Raw genomic sequence first — 13,823 nt, 5'->3', positions numbered from 1 at the left:
CGCCGTACTGAAGGCGGAACGGCCGGACATCGAACTCACGGAGGCGTTCAATGCCGTCGATCCGGTCGTGGAAAACTTTGAAGGCAGCATGTTGCTGCTCATCGAAGGCGCTGTGCTCGCGGTGCTGGTGGTGGGGCTATTCCTGCGCGATATCCGCGCGACGTTCGTCAGCGCCGTGGCACTGCCACTGTCGATCATCCCCACCTTCCTGGTTATGCAATGGATGGGGTTCACGCTGAACGTCATCACCTTGCTGTCGTTGTCGCTGGTGGTCGGCATCCTGGTGGACGACGCCATCGTCGAGATCGAGAACATCATGCGCCACTTGGCGCAGGGCAAGGAGCCGCTGGTGGCTGCCCGCGAGGCAGCCGACGAAATCGGGCTGGCGGTCATCGCCACCACCTTCACGCTGATCGCCGTCTTCCTGCCCACAGCTTTCATGAGTGGCTTGGCCGGCAAGTTCTTCGTGCAGTTCGGCTGGACAGCATCCATCGCGGTGTTCTTCTCGCTGGTCGTGGCACGGTTGCTAACGCCCATGATGGCCGCCTACCTGCTGAAGAAGCCCACCCGGCCCCATACCGATCCGTTTTGGATGTCGGCCTATCTGAAGGCCGCGCGCTGGGCATTCACGCACAAGGGCGCGACGCTGGCGATGATGGTGGCTTTCGGCATCGCCAGTTGCATCCCGCTGCTGACCGGTGCGATCAAGGGCGACTTCATGCCGCCGGCCGACCTGGGCCAGACCCGGATCAGCGTCGAGTTGCCGCCCGGTAGCACCTTCGAGCAAACGCGCACCATCGCCGAGCAAGTTCGCGTTGCCGTGGCCGCGCATCCGCATGTGACGATGGTCTATACCGCCGTTGGCGGCGGCAGCGCCGGAGGCAGTCCGATGCCCAGCGCGGCCGAGGTGCGCACGGCGAACCTGACGCTGAACCTGACGCCACGCAAGGAGCGCCCGGGCATGAGCCAGCAGCAGATCGAGCGTGAGCTGCGCCCCCGCCTGCAGGATGTGGCTGGCGCACGCATCAGGGTGGCTGCGAACGAAACTTACACACTAGTGCTCTCCGGCGAGGACAGCGTACTGCTGGCACAGCATGCGGCCACGGTGGAGAAGGAGCTGCGCAGCTTGGCAGGGATCGGCCAAGTGACCAGCACCTCAAGCCTGCAGCGGCCCGAGCTGATCGTCCGCCCGGACACTGCGCGCGCGGCGGATCTGGGTGTGAGCACCGACGCAATCGCAGAGACGGTGCGTGTGGCCACCTTGGGCGACTATGACCAGTTCCTGCCGAAGCTGAATCTGAGCCAGCGCCAGGTGCCGATCGTGGTGCGGCTGCCCGACGACGCGACGCGAGACCTCGAACTGCTGCGTCAGCTCACGGTGCCGGGCGCACGCGGCCCGGTGCCGCTGCGTGACGTGGCGGAGGTGGAGATCGCCAGCGGCCCCGCGCAGATCAATCGCCTTGACCGTTTGCGCAACGTGAACTTCGAGATCGAACTGAACGGGCAGGCATTGGGCGATGTGCAGCAGCGCGCCGCCGCGCTGCCCAGCCTGTCCCACCTGCCGCCTGGTCTGGTCAAGAACGACATCGGCGAAGCGGAAACTTCCAACGAACTCGGCCGGAGTTTCCTGCTGGCTATGGGAACGGGCGTGGCCTGCATCTACATCGTGCTGGTGCTGCTGTTCCATGCTTGGGTGCAGCCGGTGACGATTCTCGGGGCACTGCTGTTGTCGGTCCCGGGGGCGATCCTGGCGCTGTTCATGACCGGCACCAATCTCAGCATGCCCGCCATGATCGGAATGATCATGCTGATGGGCATCGCCACCAAGAACTCCATCTTGCTGGTGGAGTACGCCATCGTGGCTCAGCGCGACCACGGCATGTCCAGGCTCGATGCGCTGCTCGACGCTTGCCACAAGCGCGCACGTCCCATCGTGATGACGACCTTGGCCATGGGTGCCGGGATGCTGCCCATTGCCCTGGGCTTCGGCGCCGACCCGAGCTTTCGCGCGCCGATGGCCATTGTCGTGATCGGCGGCCTCATCACCTCCACGCTTCTGAGCTTGCTGGTGATCCCCGTGCTCTATGAAGTTGTGGACGACCTTGTCCAGCGTTGTACGCCGAAGCGTCGGCAAACACCGACCAAACTTCAATTCCCCACCGCGCCTGAGGGTGACCTCCCATGGCAATGAAGACCGAAAGCATTTGTTCCACCGTCGCTCATTTCGCTCTCGCGAAAGAACCCATTCAATGAAAACCATCCAATCACTTGTGCTCACGGCGATCGCACTAGCCACGAGTGCATGCGCCAGTAACGCCGTCAAGCAGCAGCCCGCCGCAGCATCTAGCGAAGCGCAGCCCACCTATTGGGCACTCGTTGCTTCTTCGACTGAGGCGCGACAGCCAGCGACACCTACCGAACCGCTGCCCCTTCAAACTGAGAGTCCCGCGGCCCATTTGTCAAGTCGGGATGGGGATAGGGATGGCCATGCCCACGTCGCTGTTGCTGGCCACAACTCGCAGGCCGCCCGCAACGGGTCCTCCGCTCAGGCCTCGATCGACAGTGCTCATCCGACCGCGACGATTACGCAGGCAGAGCAGGACGCCGAAGACCTATACGGGACGCCGCCGGTGAGCGATCCCTGGGAAGGGTTCAACCGCAAAATGCACGGCTTCAACAACGTGCTCGACCGGCTCGTACTCCGTCCCGTGGCCGCGGGCTACGAAAAGGCCATCCCCGACTCCGTGCAGTCAGGCGTGTCGCGCTTCTTCACCAACCTGGGCCTCCCGGCCACCGCCCTCAACCAGGCAATGCAGGGCAGGCCTGCCCACGCAGGGCAGTCGCTCGGACGCTTCCTTGTCAACAGCACAGTGGGCATCGCAGGCGTGTTCGACCCGGCCACCCACTTCGGCATCCCGCGGCGCGATGGAGAAGACTTTGGTCAAACACTCGCAACCTGGGGCTGGCGGGACTCTCGCTATCTCGTGATGCCGGGACTGGGACCCCGCACGGTACGAGACGCGGTCGCTTTCGTCGGCGACGAGCAGATGGCACTTATTGCTCGGATCGACAGTTCCAGCGTTACCGACAAGCTGCTGATCATGCAGATGGTGGATGGTCGTGCACGACTGCTTCCGCTGGATCAAGCCCGCAAGGACGCGATGGATGACTACACCTTCGTGCGTGAAGTCTGGGCGCAACGACGGAATCGCCAGATTGAACAGGACTTGCGGAGCAATCGTGACTGATTCGCTAGGCGGCACTCCTTTCCGCTATCTATTTCGGTTCTCGAAGTCCACGTCCAGCAGCCGGAGCAAAGTCAAGAGCGCGAACCGCCCGCTACTTGCCGCATGTGACGCATTTCACCTAGCGCCGCGCTTGGCTCACTGGCGAACGGGTTCGGTGTTGGCTGACCAACAGGATCGTTGATACATGGACCTCCGGCATCTACGTTACTTTCTCGCAGTGGCCGAAGAGCTCCACTTCGCGCGGGCTGCTGAGCGACTGCATATTGAGCAGTCGCCTCTGTCGCGAGCTATCAAGGAACTAGAAGAAGAACTGGGCGCGGCGCTCTTTGCTCGTACCACCCGCAGCACACGGTTGACTCATGCCGGAACATTGTTCCTGGAGCATGTGCGCCGTGTGTTCTCTGCCCTGGAACAGGCGCGAGACAGCGTGAAAGCAGCGGCAAATGGCTTTCATGGGCAATTGCGCGTGGCGTTGTCCGACGGTATCACGTCGTCGCGCCTATCTGCTTTGCTCGTACTTTGCCGCCAGGAAGAACCCGAGGTCGAAACCCGCTTCTTCGAGGTGCCACTATCGCAGCAAATCAAAGGGCTTCACAGCGATCTATACGACGTGGGATTCGCCCAATCCAACGAGGTGGGCGATGGCATTGTCGCCATGCCCGCTTGGAGCGATGCTCTCATGGTGGCCGTGCCCGCCCGGCATCCGCTGTTGGCTCACAAACGCATCCCTTTGGATGAGTTATTGCGCTATCCGCTGGTTTTATGTGATCCGCAGGTGTGTGAAGGCCATGCCAAGCATGTGGAACGAGTATTACGTCGTACCGAGGTGGAGCCTCTGATTGCAGAGCGCGTCGCTTCCTGCGACCTGATGATGGCACTAGTATCAGCCGGCTTCGCGCTCGGGCTGGCGGGTGCCGCACAAATTTCTGCGAGCCGTGAGCCAGGTGTCGTGGCCCGACCGCTGGCCCTGCGCGTGCCGCCGTTGACGACCTATTTGCTTCATCTTGACGGATATCCGTCCGACGAACTGGCACGGTTCATCGAGCGCGTAAAAGCCATCGAATCATTTGAGCCTCCCAGGCCGATACGAGGCCGCAACCCTGATCCTCCAGAGGAGCCAATGCCATGAAGAAAGTCATCCTGTCCTTGCTGGTGGCCGGATTGACCGCGTGCGGCCAATCCGAAAAACCTAAAAAAGCTGCCGACTCGGGGACAGACATCCAGACGGTGGAGCAACTAGTAGCCAATCCAGAGCAGCTCAAGGGTCTGCGCCAGCAATGCAAGACCGACCGCCCCATGCTGGGTGACGTGCTATGCAACCGCGTCGCCGAAGCTACGCGCAAGCGGTTCTATGGCGACGGCGAAACCCCATATATCCCGCCGAAAGAGTCGCCCAAGCTCTGATTGTTGGCGGCTCGCGGCATCGCCTTCTTTTTTGGTTCGACACGCCGCAACGCGCCCGTGTTTGCGGCATTTCTCTTTGGTTTGACACCGCACGAATTCTTTCCTTTTTATTGACCTTTCTGCTGATAACGGTCTTTGACCGGTACTGACCCGGCACCGATCCTGACGCCTGCGGCACGTCCTTGTGCCGCTTCTTCCACGAGGAAGCAGCTCAGTAGAGATCGGAGGCTAGGTCTTGCAGGGAACGAACGTTCTGTTCGGTCAGATCACCGTGGTTTTCGGGATCGTGATCGCCGGAGTGTGGAGCGCCACACAATGGACAGCCGCCGCCCTTGGCTATCAAGTACGCCTTGGCTCGCCGTGGTTCGATCTTCTCGGAACGCCGATCTACCACCCCTGGCGGCTGTTCGAGTGGTGGTTCTTCTTCGACGCCTACGCGCCGCGCGTCTTCGTCACGGGCGGTGCCATCGCTGGAGGCAGCGGTTTGCTGGCGGTGCTGGTCGCCATCTGCATGTCGATCTGGCGCTCGCGGCAGTCGCGGCTAGTCACGACCTACGGCTCGGCACGCTGGGCGAACGGGGAGGACATTCGGAAAGCCGGCCTCACGCACCCTGCCGGGGTGTTCCTTGGCCAGCACGATCGCCAGTATCTGCGGCATGAAGGCCCGGAACACGTCCTGACCTTCGCGCCCACGCGCTCAGGCAAAGGCGTGGGTCTGGTGGTGCCGACCCTGCTTTCTTGGCCTGCGTCGGCCGTCATCCATGACATCAAGGGCGAGAACTGGCAGATCACTGCCGGCTGGCGCTCGCGCTTCTCGCACTGCCTGCTGTTCAACCCTACAGATGGCCAGTCGGCCGCATACAACCCGCTACTGGAGGTTCGGCGCGGTGCGCACGAAGTGCGTGACGTGCAGAACATCGCAGACATTCTGGTCGATCCAGAAGGCGCGCTGGAGAAGCGCAATCATTGGGAAAAGACCAGCCATGCGCTGCTGGTCGGCGCCATCCTGCATGTGCTGTATGCGGGCGAGGACAAGACGCTGCGCGGCGTCGCCAACTTCCTCTCCGACCCGGCGTGCCCGTTTGAGCTGACGCTGCACCGGATGATGACGACGAAGCACCTGGGTGATGCACCGCACCCGGTTGTCGCGTCCGCCGCGCGCGAGGTGCTCAACAAGAGCGACAACGAGCGGTCTGGCGTGCTGTCCACGGCCATGTCGTTCCTCGGCCTGTACCGCGACCCCACGGTGGCCGAAGTCACGTCGCGCTGCGACTGGCGCATCGCCGACCTGATTTCCGCCGAGCATCCGGTATCGCTGTATCTGGTGGTGCCGCCTTCGGACATTAGCCGCACCAAGCCGCTGATCCGGCTCATCTTGAACCAGATCGGGCGACGCCTCACCGAATCGCTCGATGGCAGCGATGGCATCGAACGCCGCCACAAGCTGTTGCTGATGCTCGATGAGTTTCCGGCGCTGGGCCGGCTCGACTTCTTTGAGACGGCGCTTGCCTTCATGGCCGGCTACGGCATCCGCAGCTTCCTCATCGCGCAGTCGCTCAACCAGATCGACAAAGCCTACGGCCAGAACCATTCGATTCTGGACAACTGCCATGTCCGGGTGACGTTCGCTACTAACGACGAGCGCACCGCCAAGCGCATTTCCGAAACGCTGGGCACCGCCACCGAGCTGCGCGCGCAGCGCAACTACGCCGGCCACCGGCTCGCGCCGTGGCTCGGGCATCTCATGGTGTCGCGGCAGGAGACGGCCCGCCCGCTGCTGACGCCGGGCGAAGTGATGCAGCTCCCGCCCGATGAATCCGTGGTGATGGTGTCCAGCGTGGCGCCGATCAAGGCCAAGAAGCTGCGCTACTACGCCGACGCCAATTTCAAGCAGCGCGTGCTGCCACCACCCGCGCTGGCGGCTGGGCAGTACGCCGACGTGCCACCGGCTCGCGCCGACGACTGGAGCGGCCTGGCGATTCCGGCCGTGCCCGCCGCATCAGCCACGGCCTCCGCCGATGACCTGGGCGGCACCGACGACGGCGGCCCGCGCCGCCAACCCGAACTCTCCGAATCCGTCGCCTACGACCCCGAGCTGGATGCGCCCGATGACCTCGCGCTGCTCGATGACGACGACGACCTGCCGCTGCCGCTCCCAGGCCAGCTTGACCCGGCCATGCAGCGCACGGCGCGGCTGGCCTCTCTTGACCCCAACGACGGAATCGACCTATGAGCCAATACCGCCTCAACCTGTTCATCCAGCACGAGCACGCCAAGCGTCTGGAAGAACTCGCCGCCAAGAAAGGCGTGTCCAAGTCGTCCATCGTCGCGGCCGCGCTGGCGTCCTGGCTGTCGCCGGACGCGGGCGACCAGCGCGAGGCCGCCATCGCCAAGCGACTGGATCGCCTGTCGCGGCAGGCCGAACGGCTGGAGCGCGACCAGAACATCCAGATCGAAACGCTTGCGCTGTTCATCCGCTACTTCCTGACCGTCAGCACGCCGGTGCCCGAGGCGCATCAGGACGCAGCCCGCGCGCAGGGCAAGGCGCGTTTCGAGCAGTTCATCGAACAGCTCGGCAGGCACCTGCTGCGCGGCCGCAGTCTGGTGCGCGACGTGGTGGAAGAACTGCATCCCGATCCGATGCGGATGGATGACGCGGCGGCGCTCGCCGAAGCCCATGAACGTGCTACGGAGCGTGCCTCATGAGCGCCGTTCCGCAGATCCCGCCCGAACCACGCTCGTCGGCCAGCACTTCACAGGATCGCCGCATCCAGATGCTGCGCACGGCAATGGGGCCGCTGATCGCCGCCGCGCTCGAAGACCCGGACGTGGTGGAAATCATGCTCAACCCTGATCGCACCCTGTGGGTGGATCGGCTGTCGTCGGGCCGCGCACCGCTGGGCGTCGAGCTGCCCGAAGCCGACGGCGAACGCATCATCCGGCTTGTTGCGGCGCACGTCGGCGCGGAAGTCCATCGCGGCCAACCGCTCTTGACCGCCGAATTGCCCGAGACGGGCGAGCGTTTCGAGGGCATCTTGCCGCCGGCCGCACCGGGGCCAGCCTTCGCACTGCGCAAGCGGGCCGTGAGCATCATCGGCCTGGATCGCTATGTGGCCGACGGCATTCTGACTGCCGGCCAGGCGGACTTCCTGCGCCGCGCCGTGCGCGAGCGGCAGAACATCCTGATCGCCGGCGGTACCAGTACCGGCAAGACCACGCTGGCGAACGCGCTGCTGGCCGAGATCGCCGCCACCGGCGACCGCGTGCTGGTGCTCGAAGACACCATCGAGCTGCAATGCGCGGCCCGCGACCATGTGCCGCTGCGCACGCGGGCCGGCGTCGTGTCGATGCAGGAGCTGGTGCGCGCCACGATGCGCCTGCGCCCCGACCGCGTGATCGTCGGCGAGGTGCGCGGCGGCGAGGCGCTGGATCTCATCAAGGTGTGGGGCACCGGCCACCCCGGTGGCATCGCCACGATTCACGCCGGTTCCGCCTTGGGCGCGCTGCTGCGCCTGGAACAACTGATTCTTGAAGTGGCGGTGAATCCGCCGCGCGCGTTGATCGCCGAGGCCATCAACGTCGTCATCCACATCGCCGGGCGTGGCCGCAAGCGCCACGTCGAAAGCATCGCCCGCGTCGTCGGCTTCGACGGCGTGGGCTATCGCATGGCGGACGCGCTGGAAACGCCGTTTCCCGAGCTGCCGCCAGTTCCTTCCCCGTCCTCTGAACCCTCTGGAGAACTGCCATGACGCAGATGCACATCCATGCTTTCCGCATTTCCGTAAATCCGGCTTCGGCCTTCGCGCGCCTGCGTCGCCTGGCCGCGCCGGCGCAGCACGGCCTGCTGCTGGCCGCCATCATGCTGATGACGGCCGGCACGGCGAAAGCCTCCGGTTCCTCGATGCCCTGGGAAGGGCCGCTGACCTCGATCCTCGAATCCATCCAGGGGCCGGTGGCGCGCATCGTCGCAGTCATCATCATCATTTCCACCGGCCTGGCGCTGGCCTTCGGTGATACCAGCGGCGGCTTCCGCAAGCTGATCCAGATCGTCTTCGGGTTGAGCATCGCGTTCGCGGCGTCCTCGTTCTTCCTGTCGTTCTTCTCGTTCTCCGGCGGGGCGGTCGTATGAGTGCCCCGGATGCCTTCACGGCGGGCTTCGAGGTGCCGCTGCATCGCTCACTCACCGAGCCGATCCTGATGGGCGGTGCGCCGCGCACCGTGGCGATTGCCAACGGCACGCTGGCCGCCGCCGTCGGGCTGGGCCTGCAACTGTGGATTCCCGGTGCGGTGCTCTGGATCGTCGGCCATTCGCTGGCGGTCTGGGGCGCGCGCGTCGATCCGCAGTTCATGCAGGTCTTCGCCCGGCACATCAAGCACAAACCGCTGCTGGACGTGTAGGGGACGCCGCCATGCTGAACCTTGCCGAATACCGCCAGCGCCCCGCGCTGCTGGCCGACTGGTTGCCCTGGGCCGGCCTGATCGCGCCGGGTGTCGTCTTGAACAAGGACGGCAGTTTCCAGCGCACGGCGCGCTTTCGCGGGCCTGATCTGGACAGCGCAACGCAGGGCGAACTGATCGCCACATCAGCGCGGCTCAACAACGCGCTGCGCCGATTGGGTTCGGGCTGGGCCTTGTTCATTGAGGCCGAGCGCCGACCGGCGGCGGACTACCCGCATTCTGACTTTCCCGAACCGCTGTCCTGGCTCGTGGACGAGGAACGCCGCGCCGCCTTCGAGGAATCGGGGCATCACTTCGAGAGCGGCTATCACCTGACGCTCGCGTACCTGCCGCCCGAAGAATCGCGCGCCCGCGCGGCCAAGCTGCTCTACGAGAACGCGCCCGGCGACGGCGTCGACTGGCACGGCCGGCTCGAAGCCTTCGTAGCGGAAACTGATCGTGTCTTCGACTTGCTCGATGGCGTGATGCCGGAAATCGCCTGGCTCGATGACGCCGAGACGCTGACCTACCTGCACGCCACGGTGTCCACGCGGCGCTACCGCGTGGGCGTACCCGAAGTGCCGTTCCATATCGACGCACTGCTGGCCGACTCCGCGCTGGTCGGCGGCCTGGCGCCGACGCTGGGTGACCAGCACCTGCGCGTGGTGTCGGTGCGCGGCTTTCCGACTTCGACCTGGCCGGGCCTGCTGGACGATCTCAACCGCCTGGGCTTCGCCTACCGCTGGAGCACGCGCTTTCTCTGCCTGGACAAAGCCGAAGCGGAAAAAGAGCTGGGCCGCCTGCGCCGCCAGTGGTTCGCCAAGCGCAAGAACGTGGTGGCGCTGCTGCGCGAAACCATCTTCCAGCAGGAAAGCCCGCTGGTCGATACCGACGCGAGCAACAAGGCGGCCGACGCGGATGCCGCGATGCAGGAGCTAGGTGGCGATCAGGTGGCCTTCGGTCACTTCACTGCAACGGTGACGGTGCTCGATGCCGATCCAGCCGCGGCCGACGAAAAACTGCGCATGGTGGAGCGCGTCATCCAGGGCCGGGGTTTCGTGACCATCCCCGAGACTTTGAATGCCGTGGATGCGTGGCTGTCGTCCATCCCCGGCAATGCCTATGCGAATGTCCGCCAGCCCATCGTCTCGACGCTGAACCTGGCGCACATGATGCCGCTGTCCGCCGTATGGGCCGGGCCGGAGAAGAACGACCACCTGGACGGCCCGCCGCTATCGCGGCTCGCGCGTATTCGCCTTTGATATGGGCCGCTCGATGCGCGCCACCATCCTGGGCCTGGGCGGCGAGCACTACGACTTGGGTGCCGATGGCGGCATTGCCTTCCAGCCGCTCGCGCGTATCGACCGGGAAAGCTATCGCTCCTGGGCCGCCGAATGGGTGGAAGGCCGCCTGCTGCATGAGGGCGTGACGGTCGGCCCGGACGAGAAGGCGGTCATCTGGTCGGCGCTGGGCAGCTTGGCCGGTGCTCCTGTTGAGCAGCGCACGTTGACCGGGTTCTCGGTGCTGCTGCAATCGAACGCGCTACGGCAGGCACTCGCGCCCTATGTGCTCGGTGGCGCGCACGGCAAGCTGCTGGACGCGGACACCGATCGTCTCGGCTTCGGTGACGTACAGGGCTTCGAGATGGAAGAACTGATGCACAGCCCCGCCGCCGTGCAAGCGGTGCTGCGCTACCTGTTCGCCCGCTTCGATGAGCGTTTCGACGGTGCGCCGACGCTGCTGATTCTGGATGAGGCGTGGCTGTTCCTCGATGAGCCGTCTTTCGCCGCGCGCATTCGCCAATGGTTGAAGACGCTGCGCAAGAAAAACGTGTCCGTGATCTTCGCCACGCAGAGTCTGGCGGACATCAAGGATTCGAGCATTGCGCCCGCAATCATCGAGAGCTGCCCGAGTCGGATTTTCTTACCCAACCCGCAGGCGACCGAACCGCAGATTCGCACGATCTACGAGGGCTTCGGCCTCAACAGCCGGCAAATCGAGATCGTCGCCACCGCCCAGCCCAAGCGCGACTACTACTACCAATCGCGTCTCGGCAATCGCCTGTTCGACCTCGACCTGGGGCCGGCCGCGCTCGCCTTCGCGGGCGCATCCACACCGCAAGACCAACGCGACATTGACCGCGTGCTGACGCAGGCCGGCGCTCCCGGCTTCGCCGGTGCGTGGCTGCGCCATCGCGGCCTCGACTGGGCCGCCGACCTGCTGCCGTCCTCGCCTGCGGCGGCTTCTTTCCTCGCTTCTCAACCGCTGGAGGTTTCGCCATGAAGACCCGTGCTCTTTCCGTATCCCTGACTGCCGTGCTGTCGGTGACGCTGCTGACCGCGCAGCCCGCATCAGCGCTCACGTTCATCGACCCCGCCAACCTTGTGCAGAACACGCTGACGGCAATTCGCACGATGGAGCAGATCAACAACCAGATCAATCAACTGCAAAACGAGGCGCAGATGTTGATAAACCAGGCCCGCAATCTGACGAGCCTCGATTTCAACATCGTCAACCGCCTGCGCTCCACGCTCGCCACCACCGAACGCCTGATCGCCGAGGCACAGGGACTGGCCTACGACGTGCAGAGCATGGATGCCACGTTTGCCCGTCTGTACCCGGAGCAGTACGCCGCGACCATCAGCGGCGACCGCATGGCGCAGGACGCCCGCGAACGCTGGAAGAACACGCTCGATGGCTTGCATACCGCGATGCGGATGCAGGCGCAGGTGTCGCAGAACCTGGCCCAAGACGAAAGCGCGCTGGCCGACCTCGTGAGCCAGAGCCAGTCGGCCACCGGTGCCTTGCAGGCGCAGCAGGCGACCAACCAGCTTCTTGCCTTGCAGGCCAAGCAGTCCATCCAGTCCCAGCAGCTCCAGATCACGCAAGACCGCTCGGCCTCGCTGGAACTGGCGCGGCAGGCGGCGGCCACCGAGCGCGCCCGCGAAGTGCGGCGGCGCTTCCTGGGCAGCGGCACGCCGTACACGCCGCAGTCCATCAATTTCTACAACAACTGACGGAGGCGGCCATGCGATGCGCTCCCGTCTTGTCGGTTTCGCTGCTGGCCCTGCTGCTGACCGCGTGCGGCCAGCAGCCAGCAGAGAACTTGGCCGACGCATTGGTTGCCGATCCCGTGCGGCTCAAGGCGTTGCGTGCGCAGTGCGCGGCCGACCGGCGGGCCGTGGACGAAGACGACTGCCGCGCCGCCGCCGAAGCGTTCCGGCGGCGCTTCTTCTCCGGCCAAGCCGGGCCGGATGAATACCGGACGCTGGCCGAGCTGCCGCCGATTCCGGCGAGCTTCGATGAACCCATTGGAGAGGACACGCCATGAACGACGTGACCATCATCGACCGCTTCCTCGATACGTTCTCGCGCTACATCGACTCGGGTTTCGGTCTGCTGCAAGGTGAAGTGGCGTTCCTGACCGCCACGCTGATCGTCATCGACATGACCGTCGCCGGCTTGTATTGGGCCATGAGCCACGCCACAGGCCAGGGCGAGGACGTGATCGCCAAGCTGCTGCGCAAGGTGCTCTACGTCGGTGCCTTCGCCTACATCATCGGCAACTTCAACTGGTTGGCCGGCATCGTGTTCCGTTCGTTCGCCGGGCTGGGCCTGACGGCCACCGGCTCGACCATGACGATGGAGAACTTCCTGCAACCGGGGCGGCTGGCCAAGACCGGCATCGACGCCGGCGCGCCGATCCTCGACCAGATCGGCGACATGGCGGGCTTCCCCGAAGTGTTCGTGAACATCGATCCCATCGTGGTGATGTTCCTCGCCTGGCTCACCGTCATCCTGTGTTTCTTCGTGCTGGCGATCCAGCTTTTCATCACGCTGATCGAGTTCAAGCTGACCACGCTCGCCGGCTTCGTGCTGGTGCCGTTCGCGCTCTGGAACAAGACCTCGTTTCTCGCGGAAAAAGTGCTCGGCAATGTGGTGTCGTCGGGCATCAAGGTCTTGGTGCTGGCCGTCATCGTCGGCATCGGTTCGGGCCTGTTCGCGGAGTTCCAGGTTCACCCCGACGAACCCTCCATCGATCACGCCCTTGTCGTGATGCTGGCCTCGCTCGCGCTGCTGGCGCTGGGCATCTATGGGCCGGGCATCGCAACCGGCCTGGTGTCCGGTGCGCCGCAGCTTGGCGCAGGCGCGATGGCCGGTGCTGCCATTGGCGCCACCGGCACGGCCGTTGCCATTGGTGCTGCCGCGACGGGCGTGGGCGGTGCGGTCGTGGCCGGGGCACGCATGGCGCCGGCAGCCGCGAAGCTGGCCGGCGCCGGTGCGCGTGCCGCCACCTCGGCGGCCGGTAGCGCACGCTCGGCGTTCCAGGCTGGTTCCGCCGCTGCGGGCGGAGGGGCCAAGGGCGCGATGGCCGGGTTGGGCAATGTCGCCAAGACCGGCGCGCAGTCTGCCGGGCGCAGCGCCGCATCTGGCGCGTCCGGCGCAGCGCAGAAGATGGCCGGCTCTTTCCGCGCTGGATGGAACGGCACAGAAGCCGGTGCCGGTGCTGCGCCCGGTGGTGCTGGCTCCGGCCAGGCGGCCGCAGGCGAAGCCACAGACAGCGCCGCCAGCTCGCAGAAGCAAGAGCAGCCCGCATGGGCCAAGCGGATGCACCGCCGCCAGCAGATCACCCATGCCGCGACCACTGCCGCACACACGTTGCGCGGTGGCGATGGCGGCGGCTCCGGGCAAGGCCCGAGCCTGCGCGGCTCCGACGACTAAAGCGATTCACAA

General features: G+C 65.1%; 12 protein-coding genes and 1 pseudogene. All 13 read left to right on the top strand.

Annotated elements, in window-relative coordinates; all coding sequences use genetic code 11:
• A partial coding sequence (locus tag BN1130_RS17350; protein ID WP_198135301.1) for an efflux RND transporter permease subunit occupies positions 1-2,191 on the top strand: 2,191 nt, incomplete at its 5' end.
• 58 nt (positions 2,192-2,249) lie between these two features.
• Positions 2,250-3,248 carry an MlaA family lipoprotein gene (locus BN1130_RS17345; RefSeq protein ID WP_042043590.1) on the top strand — a complete coding sequence of 333 codons (999 nt, stop codon included), beginning with the start codon at positions 2,250-2,252 and terminating at the stop codon, positions 3,246-3,248.
• Between the two features lie 184 nt (positions 3,249-3,432).
• Positions 3,433-4,377: a LysR family transcriptional regulator gene (locus BN1130_RS17340; protein ID WP_042043510.1), complete on the top strand. Its 945-nt coding sequence runs from the start codon at positions 3,433-3,435 to the stop codon at positions 4,375-4,377.
• Complete coding sequence (locus BN1130_RS17335; protein ID WP_042043508.1) at positions 4,374-4,652, top strand: EexN family lipoprotein; 279 nt, start codon at positions 4,374-4,376, stop codon at positions 4,650-4,652. The genes BN1130_RS17340 and BN1130_RS17335 overlap by 4 nt, the downstream gene beginning before the upstream one ends.
• A 235-nt stretch (positions 4,653-4,887) precedes the next feature.
• Positions 4,888-6,885, top strand: coding sequence for a conjugal transfer protein TraG (locus BN1130_RS17330; RefSeq protein WP_042043507.1), 1,998 nt, complete (start codon positions 4,888-4,890; stop codon positions 6,883-6,885).
• Positions 6,882-7,358 carry a CopG family transcriptional regulator gene (locus BN1130_RS17325; protein WP_042043506.1) on the top strand — a complete coding sequence of 159 codons (477 nt, stop codon included), beginning with the start codon at positions 6,882-6,884 and terminating at the stop codon, positions 7,356-7,358. Before BN1130_RS17330 ends, BN1130_RS17325 begins: the two co-directional genes overlap by 4 nt.
• Complete coding sequence (trbB, locus tag BN1130_RS17320) at positions 7,355-8,401, top strand: P-type conjugative transfer ATPase TrbB (RefSeq protein ID WP_042043505.1); 1,047 nt, start codon at positions 7,355-7,357, stop codon at positions 8,399-8,401. The genes BN1130_RS17325 and trbB overlap by 4 nt, the downstream gene beginning before the upstream one ends.
• A complete protein-coding gene (locus tag BN1130_RS17315) occupies positions 8,398-8,781 on the top strand; it encodes a TrbC/VirB2 family type IV secretion system protein (protein WP_031692075.1) in 384 nt (127 codons plus the stop codon). The genes trbB and BN1130_RS17315 overlap by 4 nt, the downstream gene beginning before the upstream one ends.
• Positions 8,778-9,050, top strand: coding sequence for a VirB3 family type IV secretion system protein (locus tag BN1130_RS17310; protein ID WP_031692077.1), 273 nt, complete (start codon positions 8,778-8,780; stop codon positions 9,048-9,050). The genes BN1130_RS17315 and BN1130_RS17310 overlap by 4 nt, the downstream gene beginning before the upstream one ends.
• An 11-nt stretch (positions 9,051-9,061) precedes the next feature.
• Positions 9,062-11,372 (top strand): annotated as a pseudogene (locus tag BN1130_RS17305) (conjugal transfer protein TrbE).
• Positions 11,369-12,106 carry a P-type conjugative transfer protein TrbJ gene (trbJ, locus tag BN1130_RS17300; RefSeq protein WP_042043503.1) on the top strand — a complete coding sequence of 246 codons (738 nt, stop codon included), beginning with the start codon at positions 11,369-11,371 and terminating at the stop codon, positions 12,104-12,106. The pseudogene BN1130_RS17305 and the gene trbJ overlap by 4 nt, the downstream one beginning before the upstream one ends.
• 11 nt (positions 12,107-12,117) lie before the next feature.
• Positions 12,118-12,420: an EexN family lipoprotein gene (locus tag BN1130_RS17295; RefSeq protein ID WP_006452427.1), complete on the top strand. Its 303-nt coding sequence runs from the start codon at positions 12,118-12,120 to the stop codon at positions 12,418-12,420.
• Complete coding sequence (trbL, locus tag BN1130_RS17290) at positions 12,417-13,811, top strand: P-type conjugative transfer protein TrbL (protein ID WP_042043500.1); 1,395 nt, start codon at positions 12,417-12,419, stop codon at positions 13,809-13,811. The genes BN1130_RS17295 and trbL overlap by 4 nt, the downstream gene beginning before the upstream one ends.
• The last annotated feature ends 12 nt before the right edge of the window (positions 13,812-13,823 follow it).

The sequence above is a fragment of the Aeromonas rivuli genome (genome assembly GCF_000820045.1).
GTDB lineage: Bacteria > Pseudomonadota > Gammaproteobacteria > Enterobacterales > Aeromonadaceae > Aeromonas > Aeromonas rivuli.
This window is presented reverse-complemented; position numbering and strand designations above follow the sequence as displayed.

Bases quoted from the DNA above. Each gene is read 5' to 3' on its own strand.
- BN1130_RS17345 (WP_042043590.1), top strand. From the start codon at position 2,250: ATGAAAACCATCCAATCACTTGTGCTCACGGCGATCGCACTAGCCACG.
- BN1130_RS17310 (WP_031692077.1), top strand. From the start codon at position 8,778: ATGAGTGCCCCGGATGCCTTCACGGCGGGCTTCGAGGTGCCGCTGCAT.
- trbL (WP_042043500.1), top strand. From the start codon at position 12,417: ATGAACGACGTGACCATCATCGACCGCTTCCTCGATACGTTCTCGCGC.
- BN1130_RS17335 (WP_042043508.1), top strand. From the start codon at position 4,374: ATGAAGAAAGTCATCCTGTCCTTGCTGGTGGCCGGATTGACCGCGTGC.
- BN1130_RS17295 (WP_006452427.1), top strand. From the start codon at position 12,118: ATGCGATGCGCTCCCGTCTTGTCGGTTTCGCTGCTGGCCCTGCTGCTG.
- BN1130_RS17340 (WP_042043510.1), top strand. From the start codon at position 3,433: ATGGACCTCCGGCATCTACGTTACTTTCTCGCAGTGGCCGAAGAGCTC.
- trbJ (WP_042043503.1), top strand. From the start codon at position 11,369: ATGAAGACCCGTGCTCTTTCCGTATCCCTGACTGCCGTGCTGTCGGTG.
- BN1130_RS17325 (WP_042043506.1), top strand. From the start codon at position 6,882: ATGAGCCAATACCGCCTCAACCTGTTCATCCAGCACGAGCACGCCAAG.
- trbB (WP_042043505.1), top strand. From the start codon at position 7,355: ATGAGCGCCGTTCCGCAGATCCCGCCCGAACCACGCTCGTCGGCCAGC.
- BN1130_RS17315 (WP_031692075.1), top strand. From the start codon at position 8,398: ATGACGCAGATGCACATCCATGCTTTCCGCATTTCCGTAAATCCGGCT.